This window comes from Sporosarcina sp. FSL K6-5500, from assembly GCF_038005665.1.
Classification (GTDB): domain Bacteria; phylum Bacillota; class Bacilli; order Bacillales_A; family Planococcaceae; genus Sporosarcina; species Sporosarcina psychrophila.
The window spans coordinates 27380-48063 of sequence record NZ_JBBOTP010000002.1 but is presented as its reverse complement, the minus strand read 5'-3'; the positions used below and the strand labels follow the sequence as shown (position 1 = coordinate 48063).

Below are 20684 nucleotides of genomic sequence, written 5' to 3'. Positions count from 1 at the left end.
ATCAAACTAGTCGTAACAACAAAAAGTTTAAGGACGACCCCCTGCCTCCTCATCCTTCCAACTCGAACTTGTACCCTACACGGATGACAGTTCCAATGCATTTGCCCTCTGCGCCTAGTTTCGCCCTCAATTTTTTAACGTGGGTGTCTACTGTCCGCAAATCACCTATATAATCGTAGCCCCATACAGCATTTAGAATAAAATCTCGAGACAACACTTTCCCATAATGCTTCGTAAGAAAGAGAAGCAACTCGTATTCTTTCGGTGACAAGGAAATCGATTTTCCCTCTATGGAAACAGTATGGGACTTTCTATTTACCGTCAGCCCGCCAAAGGTGAGTAAATTTCCTTCTCGACCAATCGTACCTTCCGTCCGTTTCAACAGTGCAGTAGCACGGGCCACTAATACTCTTGGACTAAAAGGCTTTGTGACATATTCATCCGCACCAAGCTCGAACCCTCTCAATTGATCATCATCTTCCACCCTAGCTGTGATCATAATAATCGGAACATCTGAATTCCTGCGAATCTGCCTGCACACTGAAAACCCATCCAGTTCGGGCATCATAATGTCCAGCACGATTAGGTCAATGGCTTGTCGTTCAAAAATCTCGAGTGCGAGATTACCGTTCTCCGCTTCGTACACGTCCCATTGTTCCTTTTTGAAATAATCCGTTATAAACTCACGCATCAGCAAGTCATCTTCGACTAACAATAGATTTCTTTTCATGGCTTTCCTCTCCATATCTATCCACGTCGCCCTATCACTATGGGACATGAATACTAATATGATTTCATTCTTCATACACCTCCAGCAGGACTATCTAAACCGAGTATAGAAGATTCCTGTGTACGTCGTGTGTACATCTTGTATGAATTTCATTAAGAATAGCACGGACTTGTTTGTGATAGGAGAGTAACTGTGTTTATCTCCAGCAATAAAATGATATTTTAGAGTACCCCGTCATACTAGCCCATAAAGGGTAAACTCTCTTGCTTGTTCTTCCAACAATTGTTGTCGCTCTTCTTTTGCACTTTCTTTATATCTTCTTCTTTTGGAGGTATTTGATCAGGTGCTTCAAAGTTAAATACACAATTGCAGGAATCTTTTTCACATATCGTAAAAAAACTAATGATCATACTCCATAATTAACTCTACAGGTGCGCTGACAATGGATTTCTTATTAATTGCGCAGAATATTGCATCCAGATCAATGGCACTCACGCCTTCAAACCCTAGATATATAAGCACAGTGGCAATACGTTAACTTTAAAAATCGAGTGAATTGGAAATATAATCGCATTGGATTCCAAAATTCTCGATTTTCAGGTATACCCTTTACTCGCTGAAATCGGCGATATTAAGCGTTTTGACGCTCATCATGCATTAGTAAAATATGCAGGGCTTGTTTGGAAACAGTATCCATCCGACGAATTTGAACTGAGAATACCGGTCGAATGCGCACGAGGTGATAGATGCTTTCTCCATTTTCCAGTTTGCCGCTATAGAAGAATTGGCTGATCATATCGCATGCTAGCTGGCATGCGATATTGTGTATCAAGCGTTTAAATGTAGCCTTTTCAAGAGTTAAAAATGATTTACTAATTATTGGTTCACTGAAGTATTTAAAATCATATGGTGAGACGCATATTGTAAACAAAGTTTCTTCCTATATTGAAGAAAATGGAGACATCTTTGAATTATCAGCACTTAAATCATTAAGGCAGGTCCATGTGCACTAATAAAACTTATCTGTTTCATAAAATAAATTCTAAATGTACACACCTCAATGATACGTGTGATAAATAGCCGTCTGTATTGATTTTTCAAATCGATACGGACGGCTATTTGCATGATTGGATTCTTAACCATAACTTAATTACTTCCTTCTTTGATTCATCCCCTTCTGTTGTTTCATTTGTCTCTGCTGCGCCTTCAATTTCTCAAATTCTTCATACTCCAACTCATCCAATATCCGATCAATTGCTTTACCTTTAAAGAACTGCTCAAATAACGTTTGGGAACTGTAAACGTTCATTTGTTTGCCTCCAAATGTGTCATTGTAAAAAACAGTTCCTTGTTCTGTTGGCACTTCTACAGCTGCTAAAAAAGCATTCGCTTTCTTTTCGGATAATATGTCTTCTGCAACACAATCACTCAACACAAAAGTCTGATAACGAGGGTGTGCCAAATCCTTCAATAATACTGGATCTATTCCTTTCTGTACTCGCAGCAACTCTTGTGCGGACACCTGCTCTCCTCGTAAAACGGCTACATCATACGCTCGTTTCACTCGTACATAATCGGGCACAACTACTAATTGCTCTTTCTTGTATTTTTTCGGTGGCTCACTTGGAAAATTGGCCAATCTTTCTTTTGTAAAAGCCTCTCCGTAATAATCCATTGCCGTCATCAGCCACTCACGCTCAACTAACGACTTATCCGATACATCTAAACTTGGCATCCGTAAATGAATGCGCTCGTCATAATAAGACCCAAATAAACGCAATGCCAGTTGCAATCTTTTGATTTCCTTCAACATACTTTCAAAGTTGTCTTTTTCAGCAGTAGACAGACGGTCCATAGATGCTTTCTGTTGAAGCGATACCCCCTGGTGTTGCATAAAGGTTGCCGCTCGTGTTTGCACAGCTTGTAAGCGCTCCTGTGCTTCTATAACAGTCGTAATCGGTTGTTTTAAAATCGACTGGACTTGTTCCACCACTTCTTCCTCACGCGCCTGCAGCAATGTTTCATTAATTTCCACTTCATTTAAAACACGATCCAAGCGAGCCGTTTCATTGACTAACGCTCGCTTCTCATAAGACGTCCACTGACTCGTTTCTAGCGTTGGATAATACTTCACAGTCAATCGGTCTGCCTCACGATTAAAAAGCTCCTCAGCACGCTCGAAAGCCTCCTCCTGCGCCTGATATCCTTTATAACTTGGCTCATTAAATAATCCGAGATCTACTTGGACCTGCAACTTAACATCCCATAAATAAAGCATCCTTCTTTTATCAGCCAATGACTCAGGTTTCACATACATTTTTAACACTTTAGATAGTTGGCCAAGTTCCTTTTTTTCCGCTGGAGATAACGCTTGTAAAATCAGCTGATGATTTTCTAGATTCATCAGTTTCTCATCCACATCTAGTAGAGAAACAACTTTTTCATTACGTGCTTTCACTTGCCGATTTATTTCCACACGATCTGATGAACGCCCCTCATGCTCCATTTTACGAGCCACGTATCCTTCATGAATCATAGGCTCTTGTTCCAAACCTAACGCTGCATGAGACTTCTCTGTAATTTCGACAGTCACACCAGCAAGTGCTAAATGCTGATTAGCATAGAGTGCCCATGCCTGACGCCACTCCTGTATTTTCTCTCTTTTATTCCAGTCATTCATATCAATTTTCCGAGATTTCTTCGCGCCACTCGCAGTATATAAAGACTCTCCATCTTCATCTAAAATATATTCTTTTTTCGACTTGGCTCCCCAGCTACCATCTTCTAAAAACGGACGCATCGTTAACATCACATGCGCATGAGGATTCTTATCATCATCCCGATGAATCGCGATATCTGCTACCATCCCTTCATCGACAAACACTTCTTGGACAAAGTGCTTTAACAACTCTTTTTGCTGTTGATTCGATAATTCAATAGGGAGTGCCACTGTATACTCACGAGCTAGTTGCGCGTTCTTTGCCTTTTCAATCTTTTCAACTTCATTCCACAAACATTCCCGATCCACACACCAATCTGGCGCGTGGGTTGGTTTTAATATCATCGTATCCGGCATGACCTGACGATGCTGATAGAAATTCTCTTTGTTATAGCGTTCACTAAATAATTTTTCACCACTGCGATATGCTGCACTGGCAACTGCTGACTGCCCTTTCCCTCTTGAAATCACTTGCATACTAAAATGATAAATTGCCATTGAGTATTCCCTCACTTTACATGAGCGCAAGCGAATTTTTCACGTGCTAACGTGACCAATCTTTTAGCACGACACCATTTGGAAGCATAGCGGACAACATGGTGTATAAGTGCGCCCTTAGTTTTCATTTATTCTACCATAGTTGCCTTATTATTTGAATTGTTTTATCTTTTATGTTCTACTATTCTATAATTCCAATCCAACAATGAGGAGTGTTAGACATGAATGAAATACGTAAAAAGATCGAGAAAATTGAAGAAATGAAAGAACAGATTCGCCTGGAAAAAGAAAAGATGAATACACAAATCGGTCGTCAATTACTTGCTAAGTTAAATATTCAGCATGAAGATCTATCAAAAGAAAAAGTTGACGAATTAATTGATACACTTACCACTCTTTATCATGAATATCAAACGCCTGTAAAAACAAATGACTAATGAGCATCTCAAAAAACTTATAGCCGAAAAAAATAAGTTAGAACTTGAACTCAATCGTCTTCAATACACCAAGAACAAACAGCAGCACACCACCTTGTTAATTCAAAAAGGAAAGCTGCTTAATCATTATCTTGATGCAGATCATTTATCCATCGAAGAAACAGAAGAAATGCTCCAGCTGTTCAGTCAATTCATTATTGATAAACGCCCAGAACGCTTCAATAAAACTACTTAACCAAGGTGGAAATTTCTACTTGTGTTAAGTAGTTTTTTCAATACGACCCTTCATACGAAGCGCAAAGGTCCTCGCCCAGCAAGCTGGACTGTGGAACGCCTCCCGCTGTGGGCTCTGCTCCCCTACAAAACCCCTTCTAATATATCTCTTTTCCAGAACTCTAGGATACTCCTAGAAACGTCAAGAACACGTAACTAGAAATATGTAAGGCAGAGTGGAGTATTAATTTAACCTGAGCCATCGAGCGACGAGAGTGACGGGTAGTGCTTGTCAGGGAGCACTCTCAAGAGACTTAATTTTCGGATTAATTCATGGTAGCCTGCAACTGGCTCCAGCTCATTCACATGTTCTTCGATGATTTGGTATACATAAGCTGTGTAAGATTTCTTTTGCGCTCTTACAAGATTGAGTGCATAGGTAATAAACATCTGTACAGTTGTCCAGCCAGTTTTACTTGCGCGTCCTTTTCCTGTAACGGTTTTGATTAGTTTTGTGGAACTTTTCAGTAATACATTTAACGAACTTTGAGGGATACCGATTGCTTCGCACATCTCTTTTTGAGTAAGCCAAATAAACGGCTCTGTCGTCTGTTTTTGAGCCGTAATGTATTCTATGACATCTTCTTCCCATTCATCGTAATGGCTGCGCTGACGATCTTCTCTTGCCTTCTTCACCTTATACCAGCATCTATGCCCAAGTGACACTTTATAAGATGCACCATTTCTCACGTGCAGAGCTAATAATGCCTCTACATATTCTTTGCTCGGCCCGTGGTATTTTCCTGAATATGCCGATTGTAAGATCGTATGTAAATCAGATGCATTCAGAGGAGCTTCTAAGCGCGCGTTAAACTCGTCTAAAAAGTTTTCTGTCCTCTCCATATCCCACCCCTCGCTATAACCAATTAAAGCTAGGGTAAACAACGTATTATTGCGTCCTAACTTCCCTTTGTCCCCATTAATATTTACCGTATGAACAAGCGCATCGAACCACTCACTCTGTAAAACACTGCTTGCTAGTTTTTTAGTAGCCAGGACAAATAACGGACGATCTTTGTTATCATCCTGACGCATTGACCAATCAATGAGCGAACCCACTCCGTACACATTCTCAAGCCCTGTATAAACGATATTAGTCGCATTCGGTAAACGGAAGAAGCCAAAATCATTGCAAAAAACATCTGCCTCCACTGCTTGCAGACTTTGTTTTAAATTATCACTAATACGCTTGGCCACTTTTAAACCGCGAAAATCATTTTTAGGTGAAATAAAGAATGGCTGCTGCAAAGTAAAAAACAGCTGGTAGCCACGTGTTGATTCGACAATGAGTGTCGGTAATCCGATAGAATCGTCCATGCACGTTAAAAGCAGTTCATTTACGGTGTACTTCTTTGTATCAATATCTACGACAAATGTATTGATTTGCTGTAGGTTACGTTCTTCAAAGCCGTTGATATAACGGCGCATTTCATCCGTGTAACCAAATGTGCGGTAAACATTCGGTGTGAAGTGCGTCAATGCTGGTGCATCTTCAAGCAAGGTTTCTTTCGACGTGACGATATAGCCACGTACCCCATTTGCTGTGAAGTGGGCTTTGTCACGCACGACAAAGACAGCACCTTTTTTATGTACTCGATCTTGTTTCTCAGCCTTCACACGAGCCGGTAAGCTCGTCTTTGACTGTTTCTTTTTATATGTCGTGATGCCTTCATGGAGCAACACGTTATAAATTTGCGCCAGTTCTTCCGCTGTCTTTTCCTCTGAAAACGCACAAATAGCCATGGACATATACTCTCCTTCTGTGGGTGAGCGTCCATAGCTATCTCGTTAAAAAGCGCACTTAAAAAAGAGTACGCAAATTTTCAATACAAGGATATTGAAAATAAGGTCTACACTTGCTATAATCAACGTAACATTGAATTATATAATGGTGTGTTACCAGCACTCCATTACATTTATAGCAACAAGATAAGCGATCTTTAATCGGACGCTCTTTTATTTTGTTGTAGACTAACGACGATAAGTCAGTTACCAGCTAACTTATGGACGCTCACTTATTTAGTTGTTGGTTAAAAGTTGGAGTCATTCCTTGTCCCTCGAAAGACATTTAGGAATGGCTTTTTTATTTTGTCTACTACTAGATTACTACTAACTTAAACACAAACAAATAGACTTGTAAACTCATAAAAAACCTAGTTTAGACAGCAGCTTTGTCGATTTTTGCGAATTTCCACTTTCGTGAGGAAGTTGGAGTTAGGTAGAAATTGCAAACTTCTACTTTTCCACCTTTGCTAAGTAGAAATATTTTTCATGTGGAAAAAATCAGTAAAAAAAAACCTTCATGCTTACTCGCACTAGGGTTTTTATGATATGTGTATAAATCAGTATATATTTCAAAAGTAGAAATTTCTACTTTTGATAAGTAGTTACGTTTCTTACGGAAGTGGAAAAGTGGAAATTTCTACTTCTGTTAGAAAGTTGGCGTTATATTACATTTTTGTTACAGTGATTTATTTTGTTAAAAAGGGCTATTATATAGGAATTTCAACATCTCCAGATATCAGCCTTTCAACGATGATATTATTAATTATCCCCACAAATGTTTTAGCTGTTTCGGGTGTAACAATTATAAGATTGTTTTGATCATCAAATGTTACTCTTAAATTTTCTTCCAATCTATCTACAGCTTGCTTAATTTGATCAATTGTATGACTGTTATCTGGTTCATTATATTTAGACAACCTTCTAACTGCACGTGCACTACTGAATAATTTTTGTGTAACCCCTGACTGTTCTAGCCCACTAAATCGGTAATTGGATGAGGATATTGTAAATGTTCCATCTATAAATTTTGTAATTACAGCTTGCGATTTAGCTTTACGATTTTCATTGAGCGTCAACATACTTTCGAATCTATTAACATCATAAACAAATAAATTCAAAGTAGTTCTATCAAGTCTTGCTGTAACTGCAGGAGGAAGTTGAATTCCTTTAGGCACATCCACAACCGTAGTATTTTGTGTAACTGACAAAGATAGTACAGGCTTATTTTTTATAATAGAATTATTAGAGATGGATAGAAAATAGTAAGAGCTTTCATCTTGAATAATTAGAAATTTAATCCCCTCATCTTCTCCGATGTTATGAACTTCTCCCTTTAAAGGACCAAATCTAGAAAACTGAACTATATTATTATTTGGATTAGCTATCAGATTTTCAACTTCTTGCCTAAAAGAAAACAGATAACTATCTTCCGCTATATTGCTAAAGTTAATGTAGTAAGGAATGTCTTCAATTAATGCTGATCCACTCAAAACATTCATTTCAGATTCGTTAGAAACTTTCTCTAATAAATCTGATTCGAAGTGGTGATATATTAGCTCTTTTTCTTCATCTCCAGTTTGTAATAAATAGACTCTGTACAATTTAGAGTTTTTAGATGTGCATACATAAACACGCTCTATAGTCATTTCATTTCCTCATTTCTTATACATCGTTATATGCATTTTTGTTTTTTGTGGATCACCAAGAACATAAACCTTAAATTCTTGATATTTTTTTGATTTAAAAATAAATACATAGTTATTATGTTGTGTTTTACACAAACTAACACCCATTATTATTAATAATATATTCGGAAAGATATCTGTGCTTTTCATGATTAAAATATATATAAGGAATTGAATTATAATAAATACTACGAATGCAATAATTATATTGTTTTCAATAATTAGTACAGCCGGTATAACGATTCCTAATAGGAAAGAAATGACGTTACCATTTATCTCCTCTAGTTTATTTTCTTTAAAATAATCTTTATCTGGAGGCAAAACTTGATTTGTTGATGAATGTGTATATTGTCTTATTAATAATTTTCTCAATAAAAATGAGAGTGTGATAACTAATATCAATAAGATCCCACACCACCAAAAAACATTTAGTTGTAATGAAGTCCCTTTAAAAGCCAAATTCACCTCCAACGGCTGATTAAACTTATCGTCAATTTGCAATAAAAATAAGAAATATGCAGGCGCCATAGCTGTTACAAAATACAACATTCTATAAAACCATCTAGTCCCGTAAAACAAAAAATCCCCCCTTGCATTCTGAATAACCCATTTACTTCCAGACCAAATGCAAAAGATTCATGTATTCTCTTCATCATAGCCCAAATTACAATATTCGACAAAAAATAGTAGAGTTGTTTAGAAAGAAATATTTGCAAACATTTTACTAAGTTTTGATAATAATTGATTTTAAGTTTCGAACTTGACAATTGGATATTATAGAAATCAAAATACGAGGTAATCGTAGAGAAATTTTAAGATATCATAGACGGAATGTAGTTTTTTGGCCGAAACTCATCCAAAATAAAAAGAAGCCCCTTTAAAGTTTGAAAAGAGCTTCGATTAATACGTTCTCAGCAGATAATAAAGCATACTGTATTTTTTGTGCAACTAATATTTTCGTTCAATACAAAATTAAAGTAATTTCATCTTATAGTCAGCATTATATTTCACTTTTTAAGGAAATTTCAATGTTTGCATCAACAAAGTTGCGGATAAATCGGTCTTTCTCCATGTAGTTTTCTTCTGATTTACGGAACCATCTTTTTATAAGCCGTTTCTCTTCTGGCTCCAGTTGCCACAAGACTTCAGCTTCTTCCCGAAGTTTGAATTTAAGCCTGTGCACAGTCAAAAAATCAGTGGTGTACTGGCTTCTTTTTGCTCCCTTTAGGGCATGATTCTCTTCGGTCACTGTCGCTAGCTGCTGTTGAAATCCTGCCATCATTTCTTTCATCGAAATTACTGCATTATTGACGTTTTGAACGTTACGGATAAGGTCGTCTTGTTGATCTAAGTAACGTTGTACCCCGTCAACTCCCCTTGTTTCATCAGTTTTAACCGACGATATGGAAACGGACGGTGGTTCATTCCCCGTATTATCAGAAGTCCCATGACCGGCAACAACAACGTTAGCAGCCGCTACCCGACTCATCTTGGCAACCTCGATCAAATGTTTCATCTGAGAAAGTGCATTTAAGTCCTCACTTGTAAAATCTCTGTTCTTCCCATCGTTACGCTGAAAGACGAATCCACGCTTCTCTAATTCAAGACAATACTTACGTATCGTAACGGTCTCTAACCCCAATCTGCTAGCTATTTCACTAGTTTTCATACTGGTTTCGATAACGTTCTCCATATCATCACCCCAATGACTTATTCAACGCTTTGTTGATTGTTTAGCCCATCAATAAACTTTACAACTAGTAATTCGTTTTTTTGTATAAGTACTCTGAAAAAACACTGATTCTCACTTATTCATTTTCAAATATTTTATTTAAAATATATTTCTCCCCTTTTTCGGTTATCATAATTATGAAGTTTTTATGATTCCTACCATATTGATCAAATCCTTCTGATGTTTCAACTTCCTTTAAATAAACAGATCTTTTAGCCGGATTTGTAGCTCTTATTTTGTTATATCCATCTGTATAAATCATTTTCCAATCCCGCAACATGACCTTTAATTCTTTCTGATTTATCATTTGACCTCTATCAATAATTTTCGTCACCATTTCTTTTAAAGTAATTTCATTTTCCACATACAAACTAATCCCTCCCTTTTATTAAAATATTTGAACTTCCACTTTACTGGAACTCTAATCTTAATTTCTTTGTAGTAAGGTACAACATGCAAAACATTTACATTATTATGCGTTATTGACGTTTTGAACGTTACGGATAAGGTCATCCTGTTGATCTAAGTACCCTTGTACATCGTCCAATCCCCATGCGCCATCGGTTCTAACCAACGATACGGAAACAGACGATGGTTCATTCCCCGTATCATCAGAAGTCCCGTGACCGGCGACAACAACGTTAGCAGCCGCAACTCGACTCATCTTGGCAACCTCAATCAAATGGTTCATCTGAGAAAGTGCATTTAAGTCCTCACTTGTGAAATCCCTGTTCTTCCCATCGTTACGCTTAAAGACGAATCCGCGCTTCTCTAATTCAAGACAATACTTGCGTATCGTAACGGTCTCTAGACCCAATCTGCTGGCTATTTCACTGGTTTTCATCCTGGTTTTGATAACGTTATCCATATCATCACCCCTATGACTTATTCAACGTTACAAAGGCTTTTCCCTTCAACGAAAAATCACCCTAAGATCAATCAACGAAATATTAAAAATAATAAAAGTAGAAGTTTGCAAAGAAGTATTTTGCAAAGTGTTTTTTGTTAAGTTATACTTATTTTATAGATTGAGAACTTGATAACCCAGTATTAAGGAGATGAAAAGATGGCAATTACGATTGTAGTAGGGAACTTTAAAGGTGGCGTAGGGAAAACTAAGGTATCTGTCATGGCAAGTTGGGAACTAGCTTTTGACCGCAATAAAAAGGTGCTACTTGTCGATATGGACCCGCAGGGCAATGCCAGTACATTAATTGCGCGTTCCACAGGGGTCACTGAAATCAATACAAGCATCTTTGAGGGCTTTCAAAATGGCTCGTTGAAGGAATGTATCGTAGAGATGACGGACAATCTGCACGTGATTCCTGCACAGGTATCCTTTAAAAATTTACCGAAATTCTTATATGCCAATGTAGAAGAAGAGATTGATCAAGTTTCGTACTTAAAGAAGCTTCTTGATCCGATTCGTGATGACTATGACTATATTTTCATTGACGTTCCTCCGACAATCAGTGACTTCTCTGATAACGCGATGATGGCTGCTGATTATGTATTAATCATCCTGCAAGCGCAAGAACTATCGTTAGAAGGTGCTGAAACGTATATCAAGTATCTGCAATTCATGGCAGATAACTACGATGCAGATATCCAAGTCGCGGGTGTTCTTCCTGTTCTGCTTCGACCAGGTGGGCGTGTCGATATTTCTACGCTCGAACGTGCAAAAGAAATGTTCGGCAGTGATAACGTCATGGACAGTGTCATCAAGCACTTAGAACGGCTAAAGGCGTGGGATGTCACAGGGATTACGAATAATGATATGCATGACCGCAAAGCACATCAAGTTTTCTTAGATGTCATTGACGAGTTGGAAGCGAAACTGTCCCAATTCGAGGAGGCCGGTAAGTATGAGTAATGAAAAAGGTGGATTAATCAAAAAGAAGAAGAAATCGCCTGTCATGCAGCCTTCTGTACCTGTAAAGAAAAACGATATGGACTTTGGCTATACAGAGCCAAAAAAACAAGAAAAACCTGCATCTGTTAAACCAACAGTAACACCAGAAACAACAAAAATCGCTCCACCTACACCACGTAAGAAATTAGGTGTCGGTAAGGCAAACAGTACAAAAAGCTTAAAAGTACCTACTTTGATTCATAGTGAACTGAATTTACTTGGCTCCTTTATGGACGAGCACAAAACATACGTCATTCTTCAAACGTTGATTGATAGCTATGTTAAAAACGAACTAACAGATCGCCAGCAACGGCAGTTTGAATTTATGGTTGAGGCGTTTTTTGAGGATAAGTAACAAAAGAACACTTAACGAAAGTAGAAATTTCCACCTCTGATATAAGTGATAATAAAAAAAGAACATGTGTACCACACGACACGAGTTCTTTTTTTGTTATCTATAGTTTGCCACAATGACAACTAACTTAAGACTACGTACAAATATCTTTATTCATATTTACATTATTTCTATCAATATTTTACTACAAAATAAATATGAGTATAGACATTACGGGACATTGTCATAACTAAAGGGATAATATGAGGTTTTAGGGTGAATGGATAATTAAGTAATAAGTCTTACGTAATATGGTAGAATTGTCTTATACAGATTAACTGAATGTAAGGAATATACAATGACTCGTCAGTCGAAATATCGAAATCGAATGAATCCGCCTGGTGCAGCATTTTTGTATCTAGGTATAATTTCAAGTTAACGGAGGGGGGAAGGTAGAAATGATAGTTAGTAAAAAGAAATATTTAGAAGCAATAACTATTATTTCAAAGCTCGAGCTAGAGTTTCTAAATCAAAAAGAGCTTTTAAAAAATAAAGAAGACGAATATAACAATCTGCACAATGAAAATCAAAAATTACATAATAAATTTCAATCTCTAAAAAGTGAGATAATAAATTTTAAAACGTTGTCCGCTGATTTAGAGAAGCTTAAAGAGAATTTAATGGATATTGAAGTGGAAAAAGAAGTTTTACTAAGCGATATTAAGACTCTGCATTCTAAAAAAAGTATTCTTGAACAAGAATTAAAAGAATTAGAAATTCAAATACTCAATCTTAAAAGTGAATTTAATTCTCAAAAAGAGCAAAGTAGTTTAATACAAGAAAATATAAAAAACTTATCAAATCAGCGTAATATTCTTAAAAGTCTAGTTGAGGAAATTGAGGTGGAGATTAAGCATCTGGGAGAAAGTAGGTTTATAAAGTCGTCAGAACATGAGCAAACCCTCCGACAACATCTATTAAACGAAATAGAATTATTAACTAAAAGTATAGAGGATAAGAAAGCAACAGTTGGAGAACTGGAATCTGAGACTTTGAAATTGGATGAAGTGAAAGATGAAATAAAGGTTTCAAAAAATAAAATAGACGATTTAAAAAAAGGAATAATCTCTGTACAAGAAGAAAACGATTTACAAGAAGTCGCATTTTATAAAAATATATTTCCATTTACAACAACTGAAAGATTTAAAGAGGAACTTCTAGATAATAATCAAGAACAAAAATTTATGATTAAGAGTAAAACCGTTGTTTTAGAAGGAACTAATTGGACTGTGAATGGTAGTGTCACAGAAGGTAGAAAAATGGCCAACTTAAATATAAAAGCAATGGTACGTGCTTATAATACAGAATGTGATAATACCATTTCATCATTGAGATATAGCAATTTTGAAACTACATTAAATAGAATTGAAAAATCGTTTAAAGACGTAAATAAGCTTAATCAAGGAAATGACTTGTCCCTAAGCACAGAGTATCACAATTTAAAGATTCAAGAACTTCACTTAGTATATGAACTGAAGAAATATGAAAAAAATGAAAAAGAGAAATTACGTATACTTCGTGAAGAAGAACGTGAAAGAAAACAAGTAGAAAAGGAAATAAAAGAAAGGCTAGATGAATTAGATCAACACGAAAAGGTAATTAAAAAGGGCTTAAATGCTACTAACAAAGAGTTTGTAGATTCTAAGGGGACAAATCTAGAGCTCCTAAATAAAGTTAAAGAACTGGAAGATGCTTTGAATCTAATACAGAAGAAAAGGTTTGAAGTAAATGAAAGACATCTAATTGGTAAGTCAGGATATGTTTATATAATTTCTAACATTGGTACTTTAGGTGAAAATGTATTTAAAATTGGCATGACTAGACGATTAGAGCCTCTTGACAGAATAAAAGAATTAAGTGGTGCATCTGTACCGTTTGAATATGATATTCATGCAATGATTTTAACGGATGATGCTCCAAAACTGGAAACTCATTTACATACAAAGTTCTACTCGGATAGAGTAAATATGATTAATAATAGAAAAGAATTCTTTAACGTTACATTAGATAAAATTAAGACAGAAGTATTTTTGATGGTTGGGAAAGATGTAATATTCGAAGATACACCGCATGCCGAGCAATATTATAAAACAATAGCTTTAAGAAAAAAAACTTCAGATGATCTTCAGTATGCTTACTTTAATTAAGGTGACTACTGGAAGAACTTCTTCCGGAATTAAAGAATCACAATTAGAAAAACAAAAGCAATCAGGGAAATTCTTGGCTGCTTTTGTTTTTTAGCTACTTCATTAATTTTAGCAAGGGTATTTAATAATCACCACGAAATTCAGATTCCATTTCTACTTGAAGCTGACGTGCTTCATATTCGTTTTCTTGCTTAGTTTCAAGCAAATTCGAATAATGCATTGATAAAGATCTAAGGTTATCAAAAATATCTTTAAATACTGTAAGGAAATTCTCTAAATCCACTACTACATTATCAAAAGTATTGATATAGAACTGCGGTTCTAAATCCTTACTTAAAGTTAAAGTGTAACGACAAAATGTAATATCGTAAATGGGTTTATCATTTCCTTTTTTGTCTTTAATTGTTCTTTCAATTTTCCCATAAAGTTCATAAATATACGCCTTTAGGTTGCTCATCATTTCGTGAAATACTGCTTCGTCATTCGAATTCTTCAATTCGTTTTCCAAATCGACTACTTTTTTAAACAGACCTTTTAAATCATGGTTCGCATTAAATAGGATTGGGAAAATCAAATTATCGGCTTTTTTGTCTGTATTATCTTTCAAAATCTCTTTTACTAATAATAAAGCTGAATCACTAAACCCTTCTGCGACAACAATCATATTATTAATATGGTCGAAGCGTTGTGTTCGCCAATTCATATAAGCGGTTTTTTCAATAGTATTTACGTTGTATGAAAATATGTCTTTCATCCGGTTTCAAAACCTCCTTTTCCTACTACTTCCAATTCATTCTAGCGCAAGAATAAATTGAAAATTCACTTTCGTTAAATTTCAATATAATGTCTTTTTTTGTATCATTGGAGTGTACCCGTAGGATACATTTTCACTAAAATTAAAACTCTATGGTTTCAAGGTAGTTGGTTTTTAAGGTTAGATGTGCAAAATATTAGTTTAACGTTTACACTGCGACAGCGTTTTAATAAATGAGTGGTTATTGAGGAGAGGAAGGCATAAAAAAAGGGGACTGGCAGGGATAATACTTCCCCCACTAGTCCAACTCTCGCATTTCTAAATAAAAGAGAGGTTTTTCGCAAATCTAACGTATTCATATTTTTCGAGTACACTTACACCAATGTTTTATTTCAATAAATCGTTCAGAATCCGAATCTATAATAATTACGTCCAATTATTATAGATACAAATAATGAATAAATAACAATAAAGTCTAAAACTCTACCAATACTTATCATGTTTTACAGTTTAAACTGCTGCACAAGCCTATTCAATTCTTCAGCTAAAGTTGCTAGATCATTTGAGCTGTTAGCCACCTCTTCCATTGCACTGCTCGCTTGTTCTGATGAAGCAGAAGTTTCTTCAACTCCAGCTGCTGATTGTTCTGTGATTGCTGCTATTTCTTCTATTGAAGCACTCATTTCTTGGCTATTTGCTGCAATATCTGTCAAGTTGGCAGAAATGATATGAATTCGATCGACCATTTCCGTAACAGCTAAACTTATTTTACCAAACGTTTCACCTGTTATTTCAATTTGGCTTGTTCCTTCTTCGACTTCTTTATAACCCTCTTGCAATGATCCACTTACTAAACTAGTTTCACTTTGAATTCGATCTACTATACCTGTAATGTTTAAGACCGAAGCAGATGATTGTTCTGCAAGTTTCTTCACTTCGTCTGCAACGACAGCAAATCCTTTACCTTGTTCTCCGGCACGAGCTGCTTCAATCGCTGCATTGAGTGCTAATAAATTTGTTTGGCCAGAGATATCTTGAATAACCGAAACGAGTTCCGAAATTTGTTGAGTGTGTTTGTCCAACCCTTCTACTTTAACAACTGCCTCATGAACAATTCGATCGATGACAGCCATTTGTTTCGTAGTAGATGCCATTAATTCGCTTCCCTGGTTTGTCATCTCAAGAACTAAATTTGAGGATTGTTGTATGTATGTTCCATTTTCATTGGCATCCATCACTTTTTCCACAAAAGATTCCATTGCAGATGACATACTGCTCGCATTATTCGCTTGGGATTCTGTACCTGTTGCTAGATCCTCCATTGTCATTGCGATTTGAGCCGTGCCTGCTTTTACTTCATTTGCGGATTGTGTTAACTCTTCACTTTGGGTAGAAACAGTTTCTGCAACACCATTAATTTCATCTAATAAATTATGAGTACTAAAGCTCATTTCATTTGTCGATGTAATTAATTGACCAATTTCATCTTTCAAATTCGTTTCTAAAGGTTTACTGCTTAAATCTCCATCAGCAATTAGCTCCATTCGACTCATAACGACACGAAGTGGCCTTGATATTGAATTCGCAGTTATAAATGCGACAAATAAACTTAGAAGAACAACTAGAATGATTACACTGCTTACAATAAGTAATGTTGTTTCCCCACTTGATAACGCTTTTTCTTCCATACTAATAATATGGTTTTCACGATTTGTTGCTGCTTCGCGATAAGTAGCAATCAATTCACGGGCTTCATCATTCGACTCCATAAGATTACTTAAAGCTACTTCTTTATTTCCGTTCTCATATTCAGTAAATACTTTCTCAACAATAAATTCACGCCATTCAGCGGTCCTTTCAATTAAATTTTTAAATTCTTCGGTAGTCCCTATTTTTATAGTAGATTCTTGATTTATTTTACTGTCTTCTGTGTATTGATTAAATAAATCTTTATAACTGCTTTCTCCAGTTAAGATAAATCCTCGAGATGCAGCCATTCTATTTGCCATGTCTATAGCCAACTGTTCATCTGCAATTAAAAGTGGGAGTTCTCTTTCTAAAATCTCTTCCGTAAATTTATTAGTGCTATTTAACGTATAAAAAATATAAGCACCTAATAAAACAATTAAAACAACTACAACAGAAAATCCAAATATCAACTTTGCTCGTATACTTTTGAACTTAAGCATTTTTCATAACAACTCCATTTCTCTTTTTATAAAGATACTTCCAAAAAAGACGAGATAAAATCCTATAATATTTCCGTCTACTTATACTTTAATAGGTATTTCGAAACACTAAATATCTATCATCTCATGTAAGTAATAATACTATACTTTATTGCTCTATGACTATTAATTTAATATGGATTAAAACTATACAGTAAATATAGCAGTGGGAGATCCAATTGATTGTTACATGGAGTGTTTCATAACTTTTTTGAGTTTTGACACCTAGAATCAATGATACCGAAGAATAGGTATCACTTTGGGAGATAGTTTGCGCTTATTTTAAGCGTTATTTTGCACAACCAAATTTAAAACCTAGCTAACCACACTGTTCCTAAAGTACCTTTAACCTTTTGTAGTCGGAAAACTCTTTAAGATGGGCCAGTGCAACGGTAATAATAGGATCATCGCCTGTAACATTAGTTTGGCTGGATTTAAAAGTGCGGGTCATTTTAAAGTAGAAATAGCGAAATATATTGTTTACTACAATCACAAACGGATTAAGGTAAAACTAAAAGGCCAGAGCCCAGTGTAATACCGAGTTCAGACCTGACAGGTTGCCTAACAAATTAAACTGTATAACTTTTTGGGGTCAAGCAGGTACATTGGCTGTGGAGCAAGGTTACGGTCATGGCAGTTCTTTTACCGAAGGGGGATTCTCCCGAAAAAACCTATGTATGATGATGGAAAAATGATTGATTGGCAGAAATTCTATGGTTGCCCTAATTACAAGCATGGTTGTTTCCTCTCGAATTTGTAATGTTATTTCTGGCAAGAAACTTTCTCAAGAAATTATTAAAAAGCGATATGGTAAGTTTCAAACTGTAAAACTAATAGTAGTAAAACGCACGTCCTTCTTGAAGGGCATTTTATACCTTACCGCAAAACTACAAGTAGTCCTGAATTAAAATAAGAAGTTCCGTTAAAAACGTTTCAGAATTAACTTATTGACATTAATTTTCTTTTTCTATGATAGGGGCTAGTTGACACACCATGTACATATTTACAGAGGATAAGAAGCTAACGCAGCAATAATTTCATTGACGATTCAGGAGAAAATACCTACTATTTGATTATATGTTTTTTTCCTATAGAGTTATAAATTGAAGCGTTAAGTAGTCATTTGTAAATTGATAACTTGAATGACTTGAAGCGGAAAGTAAAACCGATTCTTTATGTTTATAAAGGTCGTTTTTTTTAATTATATTACTTAAAAGTAAAGTGTAATACGAGGAGAGTACATTGTGAAAAAGATAAATGAGAAAACACCACACCTTATGCAACTAATAAATCCCTTGGTTGAGAAAGATATAGATGCAAAAAGTCTGGTAAAAGAATTAAATGATATCAAATTTGCGTTGGACCAATCTTCCATTCTGGCTATTACCAATCAAAAAGGAAACATTTTGAGTGTTAACGAACGCTTTTGTGAAATTTCTCAGTACAGTCATGATGAGCTAATTGGTCAAAATCATCGAATATTGAACTCTTCCTATCATACAAAAGAGTTTTTCAAACAAATGTGGGCTACAATTGGAAAAGGTGAAGTGTGGAAAGGCGAGATTCGAAACAAGGCAAAGGACGGCTCTTTTTATTGGGTAGATACAACAATTGTTCCGTTTTTGAATCAACTTGGAAAACCCTATCAATATGTGTCGATACGTAATGACATCAGTGATCGAAAGAAAATGGAAGAAGACATACTGGAAAGTGAAAAAAAATACCGTTTGATCACGGAAAATGCGTTTGACTTGATATCGATTATTGACAAAGAAGGTCATTTTAAATATTTATCTCCGTCACACTTGACAATACTAGGCCATAACCTATCCAATCTGCAATCTAGTCATCTTTTTGAATATGTTCATGAAAAAGATCAAAAGTCTTTGGATGTTGAGTTATCTTTGTTGGCAGCTAAGAAGAAATTACCTACCCAAATAGAGTTCCGGATAAGAACGAGTATGGGTACGTATAAGAACATGGAAACACGAATTAATCCTATCCTTGAGAAGGATGACGTGATAAATGCCTTTGTGTTTGTCATGAGAGATATAACGGAACAGAAAGAATCGGAGGAAAAAATTTATCGCTTGTCTTATCATGACACCTTAACAGCTCTTCCTAATCGTAGAATGTTCATGCAACTACTGGAAAGGAGATGGAGAAAGCAAAATTTGTCACCTCTAAGCTAGGGGTGTTGCTTATCGACTTAGATCATTTTAAATACATAAATGATAACTGGGGGCATGAGAGAGGTGATTTTATATTAAGAGAGGCAGCCCAACGTATTAAGAGTTCGATCTGTCCAAACGATTTGGTTGCGCGACTTGGTGGTGATGAATTCTCTGTTTTAATAAAAGAAGCATCGTCAGAAAAAATCGAACAAGTAGCAAAGCGAATTGTAGCCAACTTCCAAATGCCGTTAGATTTTGGGGAACAACAATATATGCCTTCATGTAGCATTGGTATATCAGTTTTTCCAGACAATGGAGAGAGCGCTGATGAGTTTTTGAATAATGCGAACACTGCTCTTAATTCGGTAAAAGAAAAAGGCCATAAAGGGTTTGCTTTTTTTCATATTGAAATGCAGGAACGCTCATTAGAGCAGACATTACTTGTGAAGGAATTGGAAAAAGCAATCCTACAAGAGCAGTTTCAACTTGAATATCAACCGAAAATCAATCTCTTTGAGAATAAATTAATCGGAATGGAAGCACTTGTTCGTTGGAATCATCCGGAATTGGGCATGATTTCTCCTGGCAAGTTTATACCGTTAGCAGAAGAAACGGGATTAATCCTTCCATTAGGCGAAGCAGTGCTACGTAGTGGATGTCGCCAACATAAAAACTGGCAAGACCTTGGTTACCCACCGATTAGAATGTCAGTGAATATGTCGGCACGCCAAATAGCCAGTCCTAATATAGTAACACGTATAAAAGAAATATTAATGGAGACAGGTTTAGACCCGGTTTGGCTGGAGATAGAAGTGACAGAAAGTATATTCGTAGATATTGATAATGCTTCAACAGTCCTCCAACAAATTAGAGATATTGGTATACATATTTCCATCGATGACTTTGGTACAGGATACAGTTCATTTAGTTATATAAAACATATACCAGTGGATGTCCTAAAAATTGATGCATCCTTTGTTCGGGATATTCATCAAAATGAACAGAGCAAGGCTATTATCCGTGCTATCCTGACAATGGCACAGACACTAGGCATTAAAGTGATTGCCGAAGGAATTGAGAATTGTGAGCAGCTTGAAGCTCTAAAGAATGAGGGTTGTAGTCAAGGACAAGGATTTTTATTTAGTAAACCTTTGTCCATTATAGACTTTGAAGATTATCTGAAGGATTTTGGTAGGAAAATAGAATAATTCTAGGG

18 protein-coding genes and 2 pseudogenes are annotated in these 20684 nt (G+C 35.9%); 9 read left to right on the top strand and 11 right to left on the bottom strand.

Translation table 11 applies throughout. The features are described 5' to 3' along the window. Nucleotides 1-49: 49 nt before the first annotated feature. Nucleotides 50-730, bottom strand: a complete 681-nt coding sequence (locus MKX62_RS23825) for a response regulator transcription factor (protein WP_340742677.1) — start codon at nucleotides 728-730, stop codon at nucleotides 50-52. A gap of 609 nt (nucleotides 731-1339) precedes the next feature. On the opposite strand from MKX62_RS23825, the pseudogene MKX62_RS24540 reads away from it, so the two are divergent. Continuing rightward, nucleotides 1340-1467: pseudogene (locus MKX62_RS24540) on the top strand (transposase); the annotation flags it as partial. A gap of 244 nt (nucleotides 1468-1711) precedes the next feature. Here the strand turns inward: MKX62_RS24540 and MKX62_RS23820 are convergent. Beyond that, entirely contained in the window at nucleotides 1712-1873 is a 162-nt protein-coding gene (locus MKX62_RS23820) for a hypothetical protein (protein ID WP_340742676.1), read from the bottom strand. 7 nt (nucleotides 1874-1880) lie between these two features. Then, entirely contained in the window at nucleotides 1881-3947 is a 2067-nt protein-coding gene (gene mobQ, locus MKX62_RS23815; RefSeq protein ID WP_340742675.1) for a MobQ family relaxase, read from the bottom strand. A 221-nt stretch (nucleotides 3948-4168) separates the two neighbouring features. Here mobQ and MKX62_RS23810 point away from each other — a divergent pair, with 221 nt between their 5' ends. Both MKX62_RS23810 and MKX62_RS23805 read left to right on the top strand, forming a co-directional pair. Next, complete coding sequence (locus MKX62_RS23810) at nucleotides 4169-4384, top strand: hypothetical protein (RefSeq protein WP_340742674.1); 216 nt, start codon at nucleotides 4169-4171, stop codon at nucleotides 4382-4384. Then, nucleotides 4377-4619: a hypothetical protein gene (locus MKX62_RS23805; protein ID WP_340742673.1), complete on the top strand. Its 243-nt coding sequence runs from the start codon at nucleotides 4377-4379 to the stop codon at nucleotides 4617-4619. The genes MKX62_RS23810 and MKX62_RS23805 overlap by 8 nt, the downstream gene beginning before the upstream one ends. Before the next feature lie 227 nt (nucleotides 4620-4846). Here the strand turns inward: MKX62_RS23805 and MKX62_RS23800 are convergent, their stop codons facing one another. The 6 genes from MKX62_RS23800 to MKX62_RS23775 all read right to left on the bottom strand — a co-directional run bounded on the left by MKX62_RS23800 (nucleotide 4847) and on the right by MKX62_RS23775 (nucleotide 10727). Beyond that, entirely contained in the window at nucleotides 4847-6406 is a 1560-nt protein-coding gene (locus tag MKX62_RS23800; RefSeq protein WP_340742672.1) for a primase C-terminal domain-containing protein, read from the bottom strand. Nucleotides 6407-7149: 743 nt separating this feature from the next. Further along, entirely contained in the window at nucleotides 7150-8088 is a 939-nt protein-coding gene (locus MKX62_RS23795; protein WP_340742671.1) for a hypothetical protein, read from the bottom strand. 9 nt (nucleotides 8089-8097) lie between these two features. Continuing rightward, complete coding sequence (locus MKX62_RS23790; protein ID WP_340742670.1) at nucleotides 8098-8706, bottom strand: antibiotic resistance protein VanZ; 609 nt, start codon at nucleotides 8704-8706, stop codon at nucleotides 8098-8100. Nucleotides 8707-9127: 421 nt separating this feature from the next. Next, nucleotides 9128-9820, bottom strand: a complete 693-nt coding sequence (locus MKX62_RS23785) for a MerR family transcriptional regulator (protein ID WP_340742669.1) — start codon at nucleotides 9818-9820, stop codon at nucleotides 9128-9130. A 115-nt stretch (nucleotides 9821-9935) separates the two neighbouring features. Further along, nucleotides 9936-10223, bottom strand: coding sequence for a hypothetical protein (locus tag MKX62_RS23780; RefSeq protein WP_340742668.1), 288 nt, complete (start codon nucleotides 10221-10223; stop codon nucleotides 9936-9938). 108 nt (nucleotides 10224-10331) lie between these two features. Then, nucleotides 10332-10727, bottom strand: coding sequence for a MerR family transcriptional regulator (locus MKX62_RS23775; protein WP_340742667.1), 396 nt, complete (start codon nucleotides 10725-10727; stop codon nucleotides 10332-10334). A 198-nt stretch (nucleotides 10728-10925) separates the two neighbouring features. Here MKX62_RS23775 and MKX62_RS23770 point away from each other — a divergent pair, with 198 nt between their 5' ends. From MKX62_RS23770 to MKX62_RS23760, 3 genes are all read left to right on the top strand, one after another. Continuing rightward, on the top strand, nucleotides 10926-11732 hold the full coding sequence (locus MKX62_RS23770; RefSeq protein ID WP_340742666.1) for an AAA family ATPase: 807 nt from the start codon (nucleotides 10926-10928) through the stop codon (nucleotides 11730-11732). After that, nucleotides 11725-12126, top strand: coding sequence for a hypothetical protein (locus MKX62_RS23765; protein ID WP_340742665.1), 402 nt, complete (start codon nucleotides 11725-11727; stop codon nucleotides 12124-12126). The genes MKX62_RS23770 and MKX62_RS23765 overlap by 8 nt, the downstream gene beginning before the upstream one ends. 437 nt (nucleotides 12127-12563) lie before the next feature. Beyond that, nucleotides 12564-14312 (top strand): DUF4041 domain-containing protein, encoded by a 1749-nt coding sequence (locus MKX62_RS23760; protein ID WP_340742664.1) that lies wholly within the window; start codon nucleotides 12564-12566, stop codon nucleotides 14310-14312. Between the two features lie 121 nt (nucleotides 14313-14433). Here the strand turns inward: MKX62_RS23760 and MKX62_RS23755 are convergent, their stop codons facing one another. Both MKX62_RS23755 and MKX62_RS23750 read right to left on the bottom strand, forming a co-directional pair. Further along, nucleotides 14434-15066: a hypothetical protein gene (locus tag MKX62_RS23755; protein ID WP_340742663.1), complete on the bottom strand. Its 633-nt coding sequence runs from the start codon at nucleotides 15064-15066 to the stop codon at nucleotides 14434-14436. A gap of 503 nt (nucleotides 15067-15569) precedes the next feature. Next, nucleotides 15570-17255, bottom strand: a complete 1686-nt coding sequence (locus MKX62_RS23750; protein WP_340742662.1) for a methyl-accepting chemotaxis protein — start codon at nucleotides 17253-17255, stop codon at nucleotides 15570-15572. A 472-nt stretch (nucleotides 17256-17727) separates the two neighbouring features. On the opposite strand from MKX62_RS23750, the pseudogene MKX62_RS23745 reads away from it, so the two are divergent. From MKX62_RS23745 to MKX62_RS23735, 3 genes and pseudogenes are all read left to right on the top strand, one after another. After that, a pseudogene (locus MKX62_RS23745) lies at nucleotides 17728-17829 on the top strand (IS3 family transposase); the annotation flags it as partial. 709 nt (nucleotides 17830-18538) lie between these two features. After that, nucleotides 18539-19486, top strand: a complete 948-nt coding sequence (locus MKX62_RS23740) for a PAS domain-containing protein (protein ID WP_340742661.1) — start codon at nucleotides 18539-18541, stop codon at nucleotides 19484-19486. Beyond that, nucleotides 19453-20676 (top strand): putative bifunctional diguanylate cyclase/phosphodiesterase, encoded by a 1224-nt coding sequence (locus tag MKX62_RS23735; protein ID WP_340742660.1) that lies wholly within the window; start codon nucleotides 19453-19455, stop codon nucleotides 20674-20676. Before MKX62_RS23740 ends, MKX62_RS23735 begins: the two co-directional genes overlap by 34 nt. Nucleotides 20677-20684 lie beyond the last annotated feature (8 nt).